21 protein-coding genes are annotated in these 17,228 nt (G+C 69.3%); 10 read left to right on the forward strand and 11 right to left on the reverse strand.

The window, feature by feature from the left end; genetic code table 11:
* Positions 1 to 71: 71 nt before the first annotated feature.
* A complete protein-coding gene (locus tag M6D93_RS01980) occupies positions 72 to 710 on the forward strand; it encodes a heme-binding beta-barrel domain-containing protein (RefSeq protein ID WP_249772513.1) in 639 nt (212 codons plus the stop codon).
* A 428-nt stretch (positions 711 to 1,138) separates the two neighbouring features.
* On the opposite strand, the gene M6D93_RS01985 is transcribed toward M6D93_RS01980, so the two are convergent.
* On the reverse strand, positions 1,139 to 2,002 hold the full coding sequence (locus tag M6D93_RS01985; protein WP_249772515.1) for an aminodeoxychorismate lyase: 864 nt from the start codon (positions 2,000 to 2,002) through the stop codon (positions 1,139 to 1,141).
* A 51-nt stretch (positions 2,003 to 2,053) separates the two neighbouring features.
* Between M6D93_RS01985 and M6D93_RS01990 the strand changes: the two genes are divergently transcribed.
* Together M6D93_RS01990 and ygfZ are read left to right on the forward strand one after the other, a co-directional pair.
* Positions 2,054 to 2,500, forward strand: a complete 447-nt coding sequence (locus M6D93_RS01990; RefSeq protein ID WP_249772517.1) for a Fur family transcriptional regulator — start codon at positions 2,054 to 2,056, stop codon at positions 2,498 to 2,500.
* Complete coding sequence (gene ygfZ / locus M6D93_RS01995; RefSeq protein ID WP_249772519.1) at positions 2,500 to 3,555, forward strand: CAF17-like 4Fe-4S cluster assembly/insertion protein YgfZ; 1,056 nt, start codon at positions 2,500 to 2,502, stop codon at positions 3,553 to 3,555. The genes M6D93_RS01990 and ygfZ overlap by 1 nt, the downstream gene beginning before the upstream one ends.
* Before the next feature lie 116 nt (positions 3,556 to 3,671).
* Here the strand turns inward: ygfZ and crcB are convergent, their stop codons facing one another.
* Genes crcB through M6D93_RS02010 form a run of 3 tightly spaced genes read right to left on the reverse strand, consistent with a single transcriptional unit; the run spans position 3,672 to position 5,496 of the window.
* Entirely contained in the window at positions 3,672 to 4,034 is a 363-nt protein-coding gene (gene crcB / locus M6D93_RS02000) for a fluoride efflux transporter CrcB (RefSeq protein WP_249772521.1), read from the reverse strand.
* Positions 4,031 to 4,507 (reverse strand): fluoride efflux transporter FluC, encoded by a 477-nt coding sequence (locus tag M6D93_RS02005; RefSeq protein WP_249772523.1) that lies wholly within the window; start codon positions 4,505 to 4,507, stop codon positions 4,031 to 4,033. Before M6D93_RS02005 ends, crcB begins: the two co-directional genes overlap by 4 nt.
* Complete coding sequence (locus M6D93_RS02010; protein ID WP_249772525.1) at positions 4,504 to 5,496, reverse strand: Gfo/Idh/MocA family protein; 993 nt, start codon at positions 5,494 to 5,496, stop codon at positions 4,504 to 4,506. The genes M6D93_RS02005 and M6D93_RS02010 overlap by 4 nt, the downstream gene beginning before the upstream one ends.
* Before the next feature lie 115 nt (positions 5,497 to 5,611).
* Between M6D93_RS02010 and tsaD the strand changes: the two genes are divergently transcribed.
* The 4 genes from tsaD to M6D93_RS02030 all read left to right on the forward strand — a co-directional run bounded on the left by tsaD (position 5,612) and on the right by M6D93_RS02030 (position 8,713).
* Positions 5,612 to 6,628, forward strand: coding sequence for a tRNA (adenosine(37)-N6)-threonylcarbamoyltransferase complex transferase subunit TsaD (gene tsaD, locus M6D93_RS02015; RefSeq protein WP_347343729.1), 1,017 nt, complete (start codon positions 5,612 to 5,614; stop codon positions 6,626 to 6,628).
* A gap of 263 nt (positions 6,629 to 6,891) precedes the next feature.
* Positions 6,892 to 7,335: a helix-turn-helix domain-containing protein gene (locus M6D93_RS02020; RefSeq protein WP_249772529.1), complete on the forward strand. Its 444-nt coding sequence runs from the start codon at positions 6,892 to 6,894 to the stop codon at positions 7,333 to 7,335.
* A 46-nt stretch (positions 7,336 to 7,381) separates the two neighbouring features.
* Positions 7,382 to 8,257, forward strand: coding sequence for a hypothetical protein (locus M6D93_RS02025; protein WP_249772531.1), 876 nt, complete (start codon positions 7,382 to 7,384; stop codon positions 8,255 to 8,257).
* Positions 8,258 to 8,401: 144 nt separating this feature from the next.
* Entirely contained in the window at positions 8,402 to 8,713 is a 312-nt protein-coding gene (locus tag M6D93_RS02030) for a DUF2516 family protein (RefSeq protein ID WP_249772533.1), read from the forward strand.
* 86 nt (positions 8,714 to 8,799) lie between these two features.
* On the opposite strand, the gene M6D93_RS02035 is transcribed toward M6D93_RS02030, so the two are convergent.
* From M6D93_RS02035 to M6D93_RS02045, 3 genes are all read right to left on the reverse strand, one after another.
* Entirely contained in the window at positions 8,800 to 9,201 is a 402-nt protein-coding gene (locus M6D93_RS02035; protein WP_249772535.1) for an Mpo1-like protein, read from the reverse strand.
* A 139-nt stretch (positions 9,202 to 9,340) separates the two neighbouring features.
* A complete protein-coding gene (locus M6D93_RS02040; protein ID WP_249772537.1) occupies positions 9,341 to 9,478 on the reverse strand; it encodes a hypothetical protein in 138 nt (45 codons plus the stop codon).
* 47 nt (positions 9,479 to 9,525) lie between these two features.
* Positions 9,526 to 9,831, reverse strand: coding sequence for a hypothetical protein (locus M6D93_RS02045; protein WP_249772539.1), 306 nt, complete (start codon positions 9,829 to 9,831; stop codon positions 9,526 to 9,528).
* A gap of 172 nt (positions 9,832 to 10,003) precedes the next feature.
* On the opposite strand from M6D93_RS02045, the gene M6D93_RS02050 reads away from it, so the two are divergent.
* Both M6D93_RS02050 and M6D93_RS02055 read left to right on the forward strand, forming a co-directional pair.
* A complete protein-coding gene (locus M6D93_RS02050; protein ID WP_249772541.1) occupies positions 10,004 to 11,449 on the forward strand; it encodes a DHA2 family efflux MFS transporter permease subunit in 1,446 nt (481 codons plus the stop codon).
* Positions 11,446 to 11,886: a MarR family winged helix-turn-helix transcriptional regulator gene (locus tag M6D93_RS02055; RefSeq protein ID WP_249772543.1), complete on the forward strand. Its 441-nt coding sequence runs from the start codon at positions 11,446 to 11,448 to the stop codon at positions 11,884 to 11,886. Before M6D93_RS02050 ends, M6D93_RS02055 begins: the two co-directional genes overlap by 4 nt.
* Before the next feature lie 13 nt (positions 11,887 to 11,899).
* Here M6D93_RS02055 and M6D93_RS02060 read toward each other — a convergent pair whose 3' ends face one another.
* Genes M6D93_RS02060 through M6D93_RS02070 form a run of 3 tightly spaced genes read right to left on the reverse strand, consistent with a single transcriptional unit; the run spans position 11,900 to position 16,083 of the window.
* Entirely contained in the window at positions 11,900 to 12,967 is a 1,068-nt protein-coding gene (locus M6D93_RS02060; RefSeq protein ID WP_249772545.1) for a 5'-3' exonuclease, read from the reverse strand.
* A gap of 15 nt (positions 12,968 to 12,982) precedes the next feature.
* A complete protein-coding gene (locus M6D93_RS02065) occupies positions 12,983 to 15,115 on the reverse strand; it encodes a RecQ family ATP-dependent DNA helicase (protein WP_249772547.1) in 2,133 nt (710 codons plus the stop codon).
* A 47-nt stretch (positions 15,116 to 15,162) separates the two neighbouring features.
* The gene (locus M6D93_RS02070) at positions 15,163 to 16,083 is read right to left on the reverse strand and encodes a Dyp-type peroxidase (protein WP_249772549.1); all 921 of its coding nucleotides are present in this window, start codon (positions 16,081 to 16,083) and stop codon (positions 15,163 to 15,165) included.
* A 164-nt stretch (positions 16,084 to 16,247) separates the two neighbouring features.
* On the opposite strand from M6D93_RS02070, the gene M6D93_RS02075 reads away from it, so the two are divergent.
* On the forward strand, positions 16,248 to 16,436 hold the full coding sequence (locus tag M6D93_RS02075; RefSeq protein WP_249772551.1) for a hypothetical protein: 189 nt from the start codon (positions 16,248 to 16,250) through the stop codon (positions 16,434 to 16,436).
* 23 nt (positions 16,437 to 16,459) lie between these two features.
* Here M6D93_RS02075 and M6D93_RS02080 read toward each other — a convergent pair whose 3' ends face one another.
* On the reverse strand, positions 16,460 to 17,224 hold the full coding sequence (locus M6D93_RS02080; RefSeq protein ID WP_249772553.1) for an SDR family NAD(P)-dependent oxidoreductase: 765 nt from the start codon (positions 17,222 to 17,224) through the stop codon (positions 16,460 to 16,462).
* Positions 17,225 to 17,228 lie beyond the last annotated feature (4 nt).

A 17,228-nucleotide genomic window follows, 5' to 3' on the forward strand; every position in this document is an offset into this window, starting at 1 on the left:
ATCCTGGGCGTGCTCGCGCTCGGCGGCCTGGCCGCGCTTGCGGTCACCAGGCTCGTCGGGGGTCAGCCTCGGTGACGCCTGATCCCATTGGACTGACCGACGGGGACGGTCCGAACAGGCCCGGCGGGCCCTCCGGCACTGGCGTTCCCTCCGGCACTGGCGTTCCCTCCGCGACCGGCGTTCCCTCGATCGCCGACACCACCGATCTGCGCTCCGGGCCGGAGATCAACGAAGCCCTGCTGGCGGTGTTGCCGCTGGTCGGGGAGTGGGCTGGCCACGGAACCGGGATCAAGCCCGCCAACGACGAACCGTTCGCCTATGCGCAGCGGATCAGTTTCGCCCATGATGGACGGCCCTTTCTGAGCTATTCATCGCACACCTGGCTGTTGTCCGAAACTGGCTCGGTGCTTCGCCCTGCCTTCCGGGAGCACGGATTCCTGCGCATGGGCCCGGGCGGTCCTGGTACGGACGAGCTGGAGTGGGTGATGTGCAGTGCCGCCGGCATCGTGTCGGTTTTCTCCGGACTGGCCGGTGACCGGCGCTGGGAGTTTGTGACCGGCGCCGTCGGCTTCACCCCGACGGCCAAGGCTGTGGCCGGCGAGCGCCGGTTGTACGCGTTGGTCGCGAGCACCTTGGCCTACGTTCAGGAGCTGGCGATCGAGCCGGAGCAGTTCCGGCCGCATCTGCAGGCCGAACTCGTCCGGGCCTGATTGGTTTTGCGTTGGCGTTGCCCTCGTTGCCCGCAACAAGGGCAACCTCAACGGGTGTGGGGACGCAACGAGGGCAACCTCAACGGGTGTGGGGCCGCAACAAGGGCAACCTCAACGGGTGTGGGGACGCAACGAGGGCAACCTCAACGGGTGTGGGAATGGGAAACCCCCGAGCCGGTCCACCGTGGACCTGTCGCCGATCGGACAAGCTCGGCGGCTCGGGGGCTGGAGGTTCTGCAGCTAGCGAACTAGCGGGCAGAATCCTCCTCGTGTGTCCGAGAGCTCATCAAGTTCTGGACCACCTCCTTTCCCATACGCAGAACACGGTACGACGGGACGGCCCGTAGTTCCAGCAGATTTCGCCCGAAGCGTGTCGAACCGCGTGCCGAGCCCCCCGGGCTGGCTGGATGCCGCCCTGGCGTGCCAGGTCAGAAGCCGGTGAAGGCCCTGATGCGGTCGGACAGGCCGGGGGTGTGCGGTAGCTGGATGCCGTCCAGGGTATGGATCCGGGCCGGACCGCGGCCGCTGGAGACGAGCCAGACTCCGTCGGTGGTGAGCAGCTCGTCTCTGCTTGCCAACGCATAGCGCGTGGGGAATCCGGAGGCTTCGGCCGCGGCGAACAAGGCCTTCTGTGTGATCGAGTCGAGAATGCCGGTGGCGCCCGTGGGAGTCGTGTGCAGCCTTGCGTCGGACAGCCAGACCACCGCGGCCGTCGGCGCCTCCAGTACGTACCCGTCGGTGGTGGTGAACAGCACGTCATCGGCACCGTGCGCTTCGGCAAAGCGTCCCGCGGCGACGTTGATCGCGTAGGACAGGGTCTTGACCCCGCCCAGCAGCCAGGGGGCCGCCGCGTAGGCGTCGCTGGACGTTCCGCGCGCGAGCGTGATCACCGAGACTCCGTCACGCCGCTGGCGCAGCGACCGCTCCGCCAGAGGTGTCACGGTCGCGATGCCGGTGATCGGGCCGGACGGGGCCGATTCGCGGCCCCGGGTGATCATCAGCTTCAGCGTCGCCTCGCCGGGAACGTCCCAGGCACCCAGCACCGTCCGGACCAACTCTTGCCACGCGGTGACGTCGACGTCGGGTAGTCCGAGGGCATGCGAGGAGTGCTGAAATCGAGCCAGGTGCTCGGGCAGGTGGTCGATCCGGTGCGAGCCGTCGGCACCGGTGACGACGCGGGTCGCCTCGAAGCAGCCGTCCCCACGCGTCAGGCCGAGGTCATCGGAGCTCAGCACCTCCGCATCCGATTCGACAACTCCCCGGCCCAGCACAGCCACCGCCCGTTTCGTCACGCCGGGCAGCTTATCCCGGACCGCCGGCGACCGACCTACGATGAACAGACCATGGACCACACGCACGCAATCGACGATGCCGCGCTGGCCGAGCGGCTGCGCGAACGAGGCCTGCGGATGACATCGCAGCGCGCGAGCGTTATGGCCGCTGTGACCAAGCTCGTGCACGCCACCCCCGATCAGGTGGCCGATGCCGTCCCAGAGATCGACCTCACCACCGTCTACCGCACGTTGGAAACGCTGGAAGAACTGGGCATCCTCGCCCACACCCACCTCGGCCACGGCGCACCGTCGTACCGGTTGGCCGACGACGACCACATCCACGTGGTCTGCCACCGCTGCTCATCGGTGACCGACGCGCCCCCCGAGCTTGCCGACAGCCTCGCTCGCCAGCTGGAATCCGAGCGCGGCTTCCTGCTCGATCGCTCACACTTCACCGTCTTCGGCACCTGCGCCGACTGCGCGGCCGACACCGCCTCGGCGGGAAGGACCCACTGATGGCTGACTACCGCTCACCGTTGCTCGACCGGCCCGGCGCGGTCGCCGCGGACGGCATCGACGCGGGCATCGCCTGGCACTACGGCAACCCGTTGGGCGAGCAGCGCGCCGCCGACACCACCGCCGTCCTGATCGATCGGTCGAATCGTGATGTCCTGCTCGTACCGGGACCGGACCGGCTGGGCTGGTTGCACGCCATCACCTCGCAGCACTTCGAGTCCCTGACCGAGGGAGCGTCCACCGAGTCACTCGTGCTCAGCCCGAACGGTCACGTCGAGCAGCACTGGAACGTCACCGAACTCGGCGGCCAGATCTGGATCGACACCGAGCCGGGTGCCGCGGATGAGGTCCTGGGTTACCTGCTCAAGATGCGCTTTCTCAAGCAGGTCGAGCCCGCGATCGTGACGGCGGCCTTCGCGGTCCTGAGCGTGGTCGGCCCGTCGGCGCCGCTGGTGCTTGCCGCGTCCGGCCTGCCCGTGCCTGCCGACGCCGCTGTTCCGCTGGCCGATGGTGGTCTGGTCCGGGCGGTGCCGCGGGGATTCGACGTGATCGTCCCGCGGGCGGATCTGCAAAGGATTGCCGACGCGGTCATCGCTGCCGGTGCGGTCCCGGCCGGCTCCTGGGCCGATGATGCCCTTCGGATCGTTCGTCGTCAGCCCCGCCTGGGCGTCGACACCGACCATCGCACCATCCCACATGAGCTGGCGTGGATCGGCACCGCGGTCCACCTGGACAAGGGTTGTTACCGGGGCCAGGAAACCGTCGCGCGGGTGCAGAACCTCGGTAAGCCACCGCGGCGACTGGTGCTGCTGCACCTGGCCGGCGAGAGCGAGCAATTGCCGCCGCCGGGCAGCCCGGTCGAACGGGACGGCCGGGTAGTCGGATTCTCCGGCACGGCGGCCCACCACTACGAGTACGGACCGATTGCGCTGGCTGTGGTCAAGCGCGGGATCGGCGCGCAGGATGTGTTGTCGGTCGGCGGCCAGACCGCGGCTCTGGATCCGGATGACGCCGAGTTCGTGCCGGTCGAGGGATTCGCAGGTCACCGCGCCTGATCACCGCCACCCTGCGTTCAGGTTGCCCTCGTTGCGAGCAACGAGGGCAACCTCAACGGGGTTTGGCTCGCAACGAGGGCAACCTCAACGGGGTTTGGCTCGCAACGAGGGCAACGTCAACGGGTGAAGGTGTAGCCGGCGGCGGCTGCGGCGATGCCGAGGACGACGCTCATGGCGAGGTATCCCACGGCGAGCAGGGATTTGCGACCCTGCCACAGTTCGACGGTCTCCACCGAGAACGCAGAGAAGGTGGTCAGGCCGCCGCAGAATCCCGTTCCCAGCAAGGCCTTTCCGGTGCCGCCGAGCGAACCGCCCGTCACCGCGCCGAGGACGAGCCCGAGCATCAGGCAACCGACGAGGTTCACGGCAAGGGTGCCTACCGGGAAGGCCCAACCGAGCCGGTGTTTGAGGTAGCTGTCGCCCAGGTAGCGGACGGGAGCCCCGATCGCTCCGCCGAGCAACACGCACAACGCCGTCACGGCAGCTCCGGGTCGAACGGATCGACGCCCTCATGGGTCCTGGCGACCCGCAGCCGAGGTTCGAGCCTCCGTAGGAGCGTCATCGCTCCGGCCGCCGCCGCGACACCTCCGAGCACGCTGAGCGCCGCGTAGGCGACCGCCGTGCCCAGGTGGGAATCGGCGAGCAGCGCGCGGTTCTCCGCCGCGAAGGTCGAGAAGGTGGTCCAACCACCCAGCAGCCCGGTGCCGAGACCGGGTCGGACGAGCCGGTGCGGGCGCCAGATCTCGGTGACCGCGACCACCAGCAGCCCGAGCAGCATCGACCCGGACACGTTGATGACCAGGGTGCTCCACGCGATCGTGCCCGCCTCGACCGGCCACGCGGTGGCCACGCCGTAGCGGGCAAGACTCCCGAGCCCTCCTCCGGCGGCGATGACGGCCACCGATGCCCAGTCCGGACGGAACGGGGTGCGTCGCTCGAGCGTTGCGCTCACCCGAGCGCGTCCGGGTCCTCGGCGAAGGACACCCCCAGCTGGTCGAGGCACTGCTGCAGGATGGCCTGCACGGCCACGCTGTCGGCCAGCGGCATGATGGCGCTCTCGGTGCGTCCGGCGGCGAGGCATCCGGTCACCTCGGCGATCTCGTGGGCGTAGCCGTTGCCCGTCGGGGGCAGCACCAGCGACTGTGGTTCCTCCGAGCCGAGGTGCAGGACGATCTCGGTGGGATGGTGGAATCGGGGGCGGACGTCGATCCAGCCGGTGGTCCCGAAGATCCGCGCGTGCCCGGGCATCGGGCTGTGCAGCGACGTCATGAGGGTCGCGTTGCGGCCGTCGTCGTAGCCGAGCAGGATGCTCACCCCGGCGTCCACCCCGGAGGGTTCGAGGGAACCGCAGGCGGTGACCGAATCGGGATTTCCCAGGAACCATTGGGCGAACGACGCCGGATAGACGGCGAGATCCAGCGTTGCGCCCCCACCCAGCTCGTGGGCGAAGATCCGGTCGGACGGGTCGAAGTCGCGGGTCACTCCGAGATCGGCCTGCACGGAGCGGACCTCGCCGATGGCGCCCTGTGCAACCAGTTCCCTGGCCCGGGCGACGGCGGGCTGGAAGCGCGTCCACATCGCCTCCATCGCGAATACCCCGGTCTCGCGCGCGACGGCAACGATGTCCTGCGCGCCGGCCAGGGTGGCGGTGAACGCCTTCTCCACCAGGACGGCCTTGCCGGCGCGCAGGGCCGCAACGGCGATCGCGTGGTGCTGCGGGTGCGGAGTGGCAATGTAGACGACGTCGACGTCCGGCGCGTCGATCAGCTCCCGGTAGGACCCGTAGGCCGTGGGAATGTCGTGCCCGGCGGCGAAGGATCGGGCTCGATCGGGCGAGCGGGAGGCCACGGCCGTCAGTTGGGCGTCAGGCACTTGGGCGAAGTCGCCGGCCACGTTCGCGGCGATCCGGCCCGGCCCGATGATGCCCCACGAGATTGTCATGATGAGCAGCCTAGGGCGGACCGTGCGCGGTCGACCCGGGGAGTCGACACGGGAGTGTCCGCGAGTGGCTCGGAGCAGGACGCGCCCTCACTAGACTGGCCCGGTGACCATCGTCATGGGCATCGAGACCTCGTGCGACGAAACCGGTGTCGGCTTCGTCGAGAACGGCAAGCTGCTCGGTGACGCGTTGTCCTCGTCGATGGCCGAGCACGTCCGGTTCGGCGGCGTCGTACCGGAGATCGCTGCTCGGGCGCATGTTTCCGCGCTCGTTCCGACGGTCCGCCAGGCGCTGAACAACGCAGACCTTTCTCTGGCCGACGTCGGCGCGGTGGCGGTGACGGCCGGGCCTGGCCTGGCTACCGCCCTGCACGTGGGCGTTGCCGCGGCGAAGGCCTATGCGCTCGCTCTCGACGTCCCGTTGTACGCGGTGCATCATCTGGCTGGGCACGCCGCCGCCGACACCCTCGAACACGGGCCGTTGCCGCCGCGGTGTGTCGTGCTGATCGTGTCGGGTGGCCACACCTCACTGCTGCTCGTCGAAGATCTGGTCCGCATCCCGATCGTGCACCTGTCCGACACCCTCGACGACGCGGCCGGCGAGGCGTTCGACAAGGTGGCGAGGGTGCTCGGTCTGCCCTACCCGGGCGGCCCGTCGATCGACCGTGCAGCCCGGTCGGGCGACCCGGCGGCGGTGGCGTTCCCGCGTCCGCTCACCGGGCCGGGCGATGACGCCCTGGGCTTCTCGTTCTCGGGCTTGAAGACCGCGGTGGCCCGCTACGTGGAGCGCGGACCGGCCGCCGGCGTCAGTGTTGAGGACATCGCCGCGTCGTTCCAGGAGTCGGTCGCCGACGTGCTCACGCTCAAGGCGCTGCGGGCCTGTCGGGCGATGGAGGTGGACACCCTCGTCATCGTCGGGGGCGTCGCGGCCAACTCGCGAATCCGAGCGCTGGCCCAGCAACGCTGCGACGAGGCGGGCGTCGAACTCCGGGTCCCCCCGATGCGGTTGTGCACCGACAACGGGGCCATGATCGCGGCCATCGGAGATCTCCTGGTGCAGGCGGGGGCAGCCCCGTCACCGGAGCGGTTCCCGGCCACCCCGACGATCCCGCTCACGGACGCCCAGCTGTACTGACCCCGCGTTGACGTTGCCCTTGTTGCTCGCCCACCTGCGTTGACGTTGCCCTTGTTGCTCGCCCGCCAGCGTTGACGTTGCCCTTGTTGCTCGCCCGCCAGCGTTGACGTTGCCCTTGTTGCTCGCCCGCCCGCGTTGACGTTGCCCTTGTTGCTCTCCCGTACTCGGTTGTGAGCGCTCACTTCACATGAGGGCGCTCACATTTCACCTCGTCTGCTAGCAACCCGCTTGCAATTGCTAGCGCAGGACGTCATCGTGGAGGGGTGAACGTGGACGAGCTCAAGGACGCGGCCAAGTTGCCCACCCTGACGGTTGGCACGATCGGCGACTTCATCCGTGAGCAACGCGAGCAGGCTCAGGTATCGCTGCGCCAGCTGTCGAAGTTGGCCGGGGTATCGAACCCGTACCTGTCCCAGATCGAGCGGGGCCTGCGCAAGCCGAGTGCGGAGATCCTCCAGCAGATTGCGAAGGGGCTGCGGATTTCGGCCGAGCAGCTCTACATCCGCGCCGGCATCCTCGAGAACCGCATCGGTGACTCCGAGGTCGTGGCCACGATCTTGGCCGAGCCAATGCTCACCGAACGCCAGAAATCCGTTCTCATCGAAATCTACGAGTCGTTCCGCCGCGAGAACGCCCACGGGACGGAGCCGACGTCAGAAGCCGAACCAGCAGGCGGTTTTGCGCCGCCCGTTCGCCCTGCGCCCTGAGGGCGTACCGACACCCGAATCAACACCCGACAGACAAGGAATGATCATGTCGATCCTCACCGACGCCCGTAACCACGCCGGTTCAGCCGTTGCCGGCAGCAAGACGGCCTTCGCCGCTCTCGGCGCCGTCGACCTCATCCTCGAGACCGTGGCAGGCAGTCTGAGCAAGCGGGCCGAGACCCTGCCGGCCGAGACACTGTCCACCCTGTTCAAGGCGCAGGAGACCGGAAAGGTGCGCCTGACCAAGGCCCAGTCCGAGGCCCGGGCCACGGTGGGCGAGCTCCGCGGCAAGGTCGAAGCCGGCGTTGCCGCGGCCGCGCAGCTGCGATCACTCGACCTACCCGAGCTGGCCAAGGACACCGGCGAGGGTTACCTCGCGCTCGCGAAGAACGTCTACGCCAGCCTGAGCGCGCGCGGCGAGACCACCTTCGCCGACCTGAAGAACGACCCGCGGCTGGGCAAGCTCGTCGGGGTCGCCGAGACCGCGATCGCTCCACTGCTCGAACAGGTTGCCGACACGTACGCCTCGACAGTGTCGCCGGTCGTGAACCAGGCCCTGGGTGCGGTGAGGTCAGTCAGCCCGATCGGCACGTCTACGGCACGTACCCCGGTCGTGACCGTCACCAGTCCGAGCGTCGCAAAGCAAGCGTCGGTCGAGGCGCCGGCTCGCAAGGCGCCCGCCAAGACCGCAGCCAGGAAGGCGGCCGCCAAGACCGCAGCCACGAAGGCGCCCGCCAAGACCGCAGCCAGGAAGGCGGCCGCCAAGACCGCAGCCACGAAGGCGGCCGCCAAGACCGCAGCCACGAAGGCGCCCGCCAAGACCGCAGCCACGAAGGCGCCCGCCAAGACCGCAGCCAGGAAGGCGGCCGCCAAGACCGCAGCCACGAAGGCGCCGACGAAGGCCGGCGACGCTCCGGCCTGAATGCAGGACCGGTTGTTCTGAACGGCGATTCGGCCTGTTCAGCTCGGGCGTTCGACGCGCGGACCGGCTGAAGTCTTCGAACCTGTCCTCCCTCGGACGCCTCGCGGCGAGCGACGAGCGCGCGCGGTTGGTTACCCTGACGGCATGCTGGCGATCAACCACCTCGAGTACTGGCTGCTCTTCGTCCTGAGCTGGGCTGTCGTGGTGCTGATGGTCTGGGCGTTCGCCGACTGTGCCTCTCGTAAGGCCCCCGCCTTTCCCGCCGCCGGAAAGTTGACCAAGCCTGCCTGGATGGTGATCACCGGGATCTCGGCCCTGGTCGGCATCCTGCTCGCCCTCAACGGGGTGGGTGCAGCGCTGAACATCCTGTTCTACGTGGGCACGACCGCCTGTGCGGTGTACCTCGCCGATGTCCGTCCCGCGGTCCGCGAGATCAGCGGTCCGTCGCGCTGGTAGGGCCGGCACCCGGGTAGGTGCGGTCAGTCGGGTAGGTGCGATCAGTCGGGTTGCGCCGGCTGCTCAGCCGGGTTACCTCCCGCTGCTCAGGCGGCCAGTCGGAGGCCGCCTCCCGGCCAGTTCGCCCGCGTGCGCTGGTCCGGGTGCGCCCGCAAGTAGTCACGGGCGATGATCGTCAGTTCCCGGTCGCGACCGCGCAGCATGTATCCTACCATCTCGAGGTCCCCGCGCAGCGACCATGCCGGGTGACCGAACGAGGCGGGATTGTTCTTTTCGATGAGCCAGTGCGCGGGCCACGCGGTGCCGTAGCCGATCAGGGGAAACGCGGCCAGCAGTCTCGGACGTCCGGTCAGCAGGCCGATCATGGCGACCGACAGACCCGTCACCGTGCCTGCGAAGTGCAGCCGTCGGGTCGCGGCCCGCGAGTGCATCGCCACGTAGTACGGGAAGAATTCGCGGTAGTTGGAGAACTGCGGTCGCTCGGCCATGGCTCCAGATTAGGCGCCGTCGCCGTGCCACGGCAGTCCCGAACCGCCGTCCGTCGACGAGTGCTGCTGCCGTCGGCGAGCGTGCGGCGCCGGCTCCGCCACCGCGGCGGACCCGACGCCGCACGCCCGGTGTGGTGGGTCAGTCCGGTGGATCGACCGGGTCGCGACGGCGCTTCTTACGCTCGTCGGCCCAGATGACGATCACCGGATAGCAGAACAGGGCCAACAGCAGCGCGCACGCGAAGAACAATCGGTGCCATTCCAGGCCGCTGTCCATGGACCTCACCCCCTCTCCGTGAGCGGGGCAGGCAGGACGGGTAACGGCTAGGCCGGCGGAGCCCGGCTCCCGACGGCGCAGGGGGTCCGGCCCGGGAGCTGCGGACGCCGGTCACGCGCCGCGGCCAGGATGACCCCGGCCAGCCCCGCGAGGAGTACGCCCGCAAGCACGTCACCGGCCGAAGTGAAGTCGGTTGGTTCCGGTACGGACGAGGACACCGCCCGCAGGACGGACGCAACGATCACATCGTGGCTGGTGATCGAGGAGACCAGTTGGCCGGGTGCGGCCGCGGGCGCGTAGCCCGGATCGGTGTCGGACAGCAGGGCTAGGAACACCAGGGCTACGAACAGCACGGCGAGCCTTGCCGCGGACGTGAAAGGCCGCCGTCCCGCCACATGCATGGTCGCTCAACGGGCGGTCCGCACGCCCGGTTCCCCGCTGACCTGATTCGTTGTATCAGTTGTACTATTAGGTAAGCGAAACAATCTGGGGAGCCTCGTGCCGGAACTGTCTACACGCCGACGAATGCTGGTGCTGGCCATCTGCTGCATGAGCCTGGTCATCGTCGGTATGGACAACACGATCGTCAACGTCGCGTTGCCCTCGATCCGTACCGATCTCCACGCGTCCCTGTCCGGCCTGCAGTGGACGATCGACGCCTACACGGTCGTGCTGGCGAGCCTGCTGATCCTGTCGGGTTCGACCGCCGATCGCCTCGGCCGCCGCCGCACCTTCCAGACCGGTCTGGTGCTCTTCACCGTCGGCTCGCTACTGTGCAGCGCGGCGCCGAGCCTGGGCTGGCTGGTCGCCTTCCGCATGCTGCAGGCCGTGGGCGGGTCGATGCTCAATCCGGTTGCCATGTCGATCATCACCAACGTGTTCACCGATCCGAGACAGCGGGCGCGGGCGATCGGGGTGTGGGGAGGTGTCATCGGCATCAGCATCGGGATCGGCCCGGTCGCCGGCGGCCTGCTGACCGAGACCATCGGATGGCGATCGATCTTCTGGATCAACGTCCCGATCGGGTTCGCGGCGTTCGTGCTGGCGGCGATCTTCGTCCCGGAGTCGAAGGCGCCACGGGCACGCCGTCTCGATCCGGTTGGCCAGGTGCTGGTCATCGTGGCGCTGTTGTCCGTGACGTACGCGATCATCGAAGCGCCTCGGCGCGGCTGGGGATCCCCGTTGATCTGGGCACTGTTCGCCCTTGCGGCCACCGCAACCGCAGTCTTGATCCGCTACGAGCCCCGGCGAGAGGACCCGCTGATCGAGCTTCGCTTCTTCCGCAGTGCCCCGTTCGCGGGTGCGACCATCATCGCGGTGTGCGCGTTCGGTGCGTTCAGTGGCCTGCTCTTTCTCAACACCCTGTATCTGCAGGAGGTTCGCGGTCTCAGCGCCCTCCAGGCGGGCCTGTTCACGCTGCCGCTGGCGCTCATGACCTTGATCTTCGCCCCGATTTCAGGGCGCATCGTGGGAAGCCGCGGTCCCCGGCTACCGCTGATCGTGGCGGGGACCGCGATGGCGGTCGGTGCCTTCGGCCTGGTCAGGCTGAGCGTTCACACGTCGCTGCTGTGGTTGGAGGCGGCCTACGTGATCTTCGGGATCGGCTTCGGCATGGTCAACGCCCCGATCACGAACACCGCCGTCTCGGGGATGCCGCGGGCCCAGGCCGGAGTGGCGGCGGGCGTGGCCTCGACCAGCCGGCAGGTCGGGAGCTCGTTGGGCGTGGCGGTGGTCGGTTCCGTGGTCAGCGTCGGGATGTCCTCGGCCGCGATCTCCGCCTCGTCGGCCATGAAGAGCGAATTCACCGGGGCGACCCACCTGGCCTGGTGGATCCTGGCTGGTCTTGGCCTCGGTGTGCTCGCGGCCGGGCTGTGCAGTACCGGTGCGTGGGCGCGACGGACAACGGCACGTACCGCCGGCCTGTTCGCCGATGAGGGGCCTGAGCCGCGGCTGGCCGAGGCTCGCGCATGACCACCCCTTCGCCTCCGGCGGCAGAATCGGAACTGGCGGCCGCAACGTGGGCCGGTCTGCGATCGCTCGTGCTCGACAAGCATTCGCGCAGGACGGAAATCACCGAGGCGCTCGGCATGAGCTTCATCCGAGCAAAGGCCCTGCGGCGGCTGGCCCGGGGCGAGCTGAGCATGCGGGCCCTGGCTCAGGAGATGGCAACCGATGCCTCGTACACGACCCTGGTCGTGGACGATCTGTGCCGGCGAGGGTTCGTCACCCGCGAGCCGCATCCTTCTGATCGCCGCCGAAAGATCGTTCGGATCACTGACGACGGTCGGGCCGCAGCCGCGGTGGCCGATCAGATCCTCGCCGAGCCGCCGGCCTCGCTGCTCGATCTGTCACCGGCCGATCTCGCCGCCCTCAACCGGATCGTCGGATCCCTGGTCGAGGGTCGCTGAGTGGTTGCGGGCCTCAGCCGAACAGGCTGAGTTGTTCGGCCTTCGGCGGCTCCGGCTTGGCCGGGAGGCGGCCGTAGCGCTGTCCCCGCCAGTAGGTCCTGCGGTCGTCCGGCCAGACGCGCTCGGACGCGACGACCGGCGCCGGGCCGGCCTGCTCGACGTGGGCCAGCGCTCTCAAGGCGTAGGGCAGGGTGGAAGGAAGCTGTTGCCGGGCGAACACGTCTCGCACGGTGTCGGCGGGGACGGGCAACACACCGGGCCCGGACTCCAACGTGAGCGGGACCGCAACGTCCGCGCTGAAACTCATCACCTGGCAGTTGAGCTCCCAGGCTTGCCGGGACGCGGGCTCGCTCAACCGGGCCGTCAGCCCGGCGCCCACCGCGGATCGCACCCGGTCACCGCCGGCGGCAAGGTCTTCGAAGGCCTCGTGCGCGCTGCCGAGCGCGGCGAGCAGTTTTGCTGCCGTCTTCGGGCCGATGCCTCGCACCCCGGGCAGGTTGTCGGACGGATCGCCGCGCAAGGCGGCGAAGTCGCGGTATTGGTCGGGACGAACGCCGGTCAGCGTCACGAGCCGCTCCGGGGTGAGCATCGGGGAGGCTTCCACACCGCCGTTGATGATGCGCAGCACGCTGGTGTTGTCGTCGATGAGGGCGAAGGAATCGCGGTCGGAGGTCATCACCACGGTTCGCGCACCGAGGCCGCGCGCGAGGGCGGCGGTCGAGGCGAGCACGTCGTCGGCCTCGAGTCCGTCAGGCACCACGACGCACAGGCCGAGTTCGCTCAGGACCTCGATCGCCAGCCGCAACTGTTCGACCAGGCTGTCGAGCTTGTCGACCCGGTGGGCCTTGTACTGAGGCCAGCGATCCCGGCGCCGGCTGGAGTCGGGATCATCGAAGCCCACCACGATGGCGGCCGGGCCCACGCGTTCGGCCGCGGTGACGAGCTGGCTGAGCAGCCCCCGGACCGCCCACATCGGCCGGCCATCGGGCGACCGCAGCCCGGTAGCGGCCAGCGCGTGAAAGCTACGGTGCACGATCGAGTTGCCGTCGACAGCCAGGATGATCGATGGCTCAGCACTCACGGATACCACTCTGCCTCATCCGGCCCCGGCCAGCGCGAGCACCAACGGATAGATCTGGCCCGCTCCGGCCTGGCGCAGCAGCCGCGCGACGATCGCGATGGTCCAGCCCGAGTCGCTGATGTCGTCGACCAGGAGCAACGGCCGCCCGTTGAAATCCCCGGACAGCGCCGCCGCCAGCTCGGCGGGAAGCCGGTAACCGTCGTGAACCGCCAGCACCCGTTGGGCGCTGTTGCTGCGCGCGGGCGAAGAATTGCCGAGGTGCTCGACGGTGCCCAGCAGCGGCAGCCGGCCGATCCCGGCGATGCGGGCGGCGTAGTCGCCGACCAGTTGTGGGCGACGCCGGGAGCCGATCGCGACCACCGCCACCGGTCGTTGCGACCAATCCCAGTCGGCCAGCACGCGCACCGCCGCGGAGACGAGAGAATCCGGAACCGGCCCGTCCGCTGAATGCTCGGCCAGCAACGAGCGCAGCTGCTGCCCGTGGCCGAGATCGGTGAGACGGGCGATGGCCCGGCCGGTCTCGGGCTGCTCCGACGCAGCGATCTTGCCCTTGAGGTTCACACCCAGACTCGGCAGCGCGGTCGGCCACTGCCGCCGGGCTTCGATGACCACTCCCGGTCGGCTCACCACGTCGGCCGCGGCGGTCACCGCGTCGGGGTCGGTGTCCGCGGCGACCGGGCGTCCGGTGCAGTTGTCGCAGCGGCCGCAGTCCTCGGCGAACGGGTCATCGAGCTGTTCGCGCAGGAAGCGCATCCGGCACCGGGTGGTGGACAGGTAGTCCCGCATCGACTGCTGTTCAGCAGTGCGGACGGCGGCGACCTTGGCGTAGCGGTCCGCGTCGTAGTCCCACGGCTTGCCGGTGGCCCGCCAGCCGCCCCGGACCCGTTCGGCCGCCCCGTCCACGTCGAGGACCTTCAGCATCGACTCCAGGCGCGTGCGGGACAGGTCGACAAGCGGCTCCAGCGCGGCGGTGCTGACCGGAGCGTCGTGGTCGGCCAGGATGTCGAGGGTGCGGCGGACCAGCGATTCCGAGGGGAAGCCGACCGAGGCGAAGTAGTCCCACACCGCTTGGTCTTCCGGACCCGGCAGCAGGACCACCTCGGCGTCGTCCACCCCCCGGCCGGCACGGCCGATCTGCTGGTAGTACGCGATCGGTGACGACGGGGCCCCGAAGTGGATGACGAAGCCGAGGTCCGGCTTGTCGAACCCCATGCCCAGAGCGGAGGTGGCGATGAGGGCCTTGACGCGGTTGTTGACCAGGTCCTCTTCGGCGGCGAGCCGTTCGGTCTGTTCCGTCTGGCCCGAGTAGGCCGAGACCGCGTGCCCTTGCTGGCGCAGGTACTGCGCGACGTCGCCGGCGCCCGCAACGGTGAGGGTGTACACGATGCCCGAGCCCGGCAGGGCCCGCAGCCGCTCCGACAGCCAGGCCAGGCGGTGCGGTGTGTCGGGCAGTTGCAGGACGCCCAGACGCAGCGACTCGCGGGCCAGGCTGCCCCTGAGCACCAGGACGTCGGCGTGACCGAGCCCGAGGACGTCGGCCACATCGTCGACCACCCGGGAGTTGGCGGTCGCGGTCGTGGCCAGTACGGGCACGCCGAGCGGCAACTCGGGAAGCAGCGTGCGCAGTCGCCGGAAGTCGGGCCGGAAGTCGTGGCCCCAATCGCTGATGCAGTGGGCTTCGTCGACCACCAGCAACCCGCAGGAAGCCGCCAAAGACGGCAGAACCTCGTCCCGGAAGGCGGGGTTGTTGAGCCGCTCGGGGGACAGCAGCAGGACGTCGACCGTGCCGGCCCGCACCGCCTCGTAGGTGGCCTGCCAGTCTTCGAGGTTGGTCGAGTTGATGGTGGCCGCGCGGATACCGGCCCGTTCGGCGGCGGCGATCTGGTTGCGCATCAAGGCCAGCAGCGGCGAGACGATCACCGTCGGACCCGCGCCCCGGGCCCGCAGCAGGGCGGAGGCGATGAAGTAGACGGCCGACTTGCCCCATCCGGTGCGCTGCACGACCAGGGCTCGGCGCCGGTCGGCGACCAACGCCTCGATGGCCTGCCACTGATCGGCGCGCAGCGTTGCGTTCGGGCCCGCCAAAGCTTCCAGGTGTGCCTGGGCTTCGGCTCGCAAGGCGTCTCGGTCGGGATCGGTGGAACTCACCCGCTCTGTCTAGCAGGCCCGGGCGACACTTCCCGACGGTCGCCGGGTCAGTCGTCCTGGCTCGGTGTCGCGAAGGCCCGCAACGACTCCACGGACGGGACGACGTAGTAGGCGCCCGTCAGCGGGGTGGTGTACCGCGTCAGGGCATCGCGGACGCCGTCCTCGATGCCGGCCATCCGCTCGAGCATCCGGGTCATCCGCGGCGGGTCGAAGCTGAAGCCGACGAACATCGTGCCGTGATCGGTCACCGTGCCGTAGGGCACGTTGCGCCGGAAGATGTGCAGCTCCTGGCCGCTGTCGTCGGTGATCACGTTGCGGGCGACGTGGGAGTCCACCGGTTTGACGGCGTCGTCGAGCTCGACCGAATCCAGCTTCGTCCGGCCCATCACCCGTTCCTGCTCGGCCACCGGCAGGTTGTTCCAGAAGTTGGTGTGGTGAACCCATTGCTGCACCAGCACCACCGAGGCGCCGGCGCCGGGAAGTGTGTCCGGCACGACGGCCACGTCGCCGGCCTCAGCCAGGGGCGGGTTCTCGGTGCCGTCCTCGAAGCCGGTGAGGTCACGACTGTGCCGGTAGGACCACCCGGTCACCTCGGTGGCCACCTCGGCCACCGGGTGCAGCTGGTCGATGATCGCCGCGGACATGTCGAACACGAGATCTCGAGCCGCCCCGGACACCCAGACCCAGGCGTCGCGTTGGGTCGCGGGCATCGTGAAGCGTCCCGGGCCGACCATCGGCGCGGCGAAGTCCTCGGTGTTGGCGGGCATGTCGTCCGGAGCCAGGCCCGACCAGAGCGAGGGACGCAGACCGGTGACCAGGTTCGCGCCGCCCACCGTGGTGTGCGGCTCCTCGATGTCGGCGATCGCCGTGGCCAGCGTCTGCGGATCCACCCCCGGTTTCAGGCTGAACTCGAGAAAGCAGTGTGCCGACGTCCCGACGGCGAAGATGCCGAATTGCGCGGTAGCCACTGGCGGACCCCCTTCGGTCGGTACTGGGTGAGGGTAGCCGCAGCCGGTTGCCGGGCTGCCCTCAAGTTGCCGGCCGGCCGGCCGATTCGGATGACACCAGTGCCGAGCCATGCCCTGTCCACGGGCGGTCGGCGTAGACGAGCCGCTTGCGGTGGAGGAACTCGATGACCGACGGGCCGTACCGGCGTAATGCCAACGAACCCAGCGAGGCCCGGTGTGCGCTGTGCGGGGAGACGTTCATCCTCGCCGACCCGAACGATCTGATGCACTTCCAGCGCCGTGACGGGGAATTGTGCGGCGGCGACGGCGTGCCCTTCCGCAAATACATCATCCGCCGCCCGAATCGCATCTGACCCCGGGCGTGCCGAGTAGGTGCCTAACCCTCCTGCTCGGTCGGCCGGATCAGCACCTCGTTGACGGCAACCCGGCGCGGCCGGGTGACGACGAAGCTGATGGCCTCGGCGATGTCCACGGCCTCCAGCCGCTCCACGCCTGCCAGCCGCGCCTGCGTTGCGGCGAGGATCTCCGGACGGTTGTGGGAGGCGAGTTCGGTCGCCACCGCACCCGGCTCGATGAGCGAGACCCGGACGTGGCGCTTGGTGACCTCCTGGCGCAATGACTCCGCGAACGCGCCGACGCCGTGCTTGGTGAGGGTGTACACACCGTTGCCCAGTCGCGCGACCCGCCCGGCGACGCTGCTGATCAGGATCAGATCGGTGACGTTGCGGGGCTCGGACTCCGCCGCCGCGAGCAGGTGCGGCAGCGCGGCGTGGGCGGTGTACAGCAGCCCCTTGAGGTTGAGATCGATCATCCGCTCCCACTCCTGGACGGGGGCGTTCTCGACGGGCCCCAGGAGCATGACGCCGGCGTTGGCCACCACGGTGTCGAGACGACCGAAGCGCGCCACCGTCTCGGAGACCATCGCGCGGACGGAAGCCTCGTCGGTGACGTCGGTCTCCAGCACCAGGGCGTCGACGCCGACATCCCGGATGCGCTCGGCGAGGTCGTCCAGCCGGTCGCGTCGCCGTGCGGCGATCGCCACGTTTGCTCCGTGCGCGGCCAGTTCCAGGGCGGTGGCCTCGCCGATTCCGCTACTGGCGCCGGTGACGAGAGCGACGGTCGAGTCAAGTCTGTCTGCCATGGCT

The organism is Jatrophihabitans telluris, assembly GCF_023516435.1.
GTDB lineage: Bacteria > Actinomycetota > Actinomycetes > Mycobacteriales > Jatrophihabitantaceae > Jatrophihabitans_A > Jatrophihabitans_A telluris.

What these genes read in the sequence shown, in the direction of transcription:
- M6D93_RS02075 (WP_249772551.1), top strand. Translation starts at nt 16,248, where the DNA reads ATGACCGACGGGCCGTACCGGCGTAATGCCAACGAACCCAGCGAGGCC.
- M6D93_RS01990 (WP_249772517.1), top strand. Translation starts at nt 2,054, where the DNA reads ATGGACCACACGCACGCAATCGACGATGCCGCGCTGGCCGAGCGGCTG.
- M6D93_RS02050 (WP_249772541.1), top strand. Translation starts at nt 10,004, where the DNA reads ATGCTGGTGCTGGCCATCTGCTGCATGAGCCTGGTCATCGTCGGTATG.
- M6D93_RS02010 (WP_249772525.1), bottom strand. Translation starts at nt 5,496, where the DNA reads ATGACAATCTCGTGGGGCATCATCGGGCCGGGCCGGATCGCCGCGAAC.
- M6D93_RS02030 (WP_249772533.1), top strand. Translation starts at nt 8,402, where the DNA reads ATGCTGGCGATCAACCACCTCGAGTACTGGCTGCTCTTCGTCCTGAGC.
- ygfZ (WP_249772519.1), top strand. Translation starts at nt 2,500, where the DNA reads ATGGCTGACTACCGCTCACCGTTGCTCGACCGGCCCGGCGCGGTCGCC.
- M6D93_RS02035 (WP_249772535.1), bottom strand. Translation starts at nt 9,201, where the DNA reads ATGGCCGAGCGACCGCAGTTCTCCAACTACCGCGAATTCTTCCCGTAC.
- M6D93_RS02040 (WP_249772537.1), bottom strand. Translation starts at nt 9,478, where the DNA reads ATGGACAGCGGCCTGGAATGGCACCGATTGTTCTTCGCGTGCGCGCTG.
- M6D93_RS02055 (WP_249772543.1), top strand. Translation starts at nt 11,446, where the DNA reads ATGACCACCCCTTCGCCTCCGGCGGCAGAATCGGAACTGGCGGCCGCA.
- tsaD (WP_347343729.1), top strand. Translation starts at nt 5,612, where the DNA reads ATGGGCATCGAGACCTCGTGCGACGAAACCGGTGTCGGCTTCGTCGAG.
- M6D93_RS02025 (WP_249772531.1), top strand. Translation starts at nt 7,382, where the DNA reads ATGTCGATCCTCACCGACGCCCGTAACCACGCCGGTTCAGCCGTTGCC.
- M6D93_RS02080 (WP_249772553.1), bottom strand. Translation starts at nt 17,224, where the DNA reads ATGGCAGACAGACTTGACTCGACCGTCGCTCTCGTCACCGGCGCCAGT.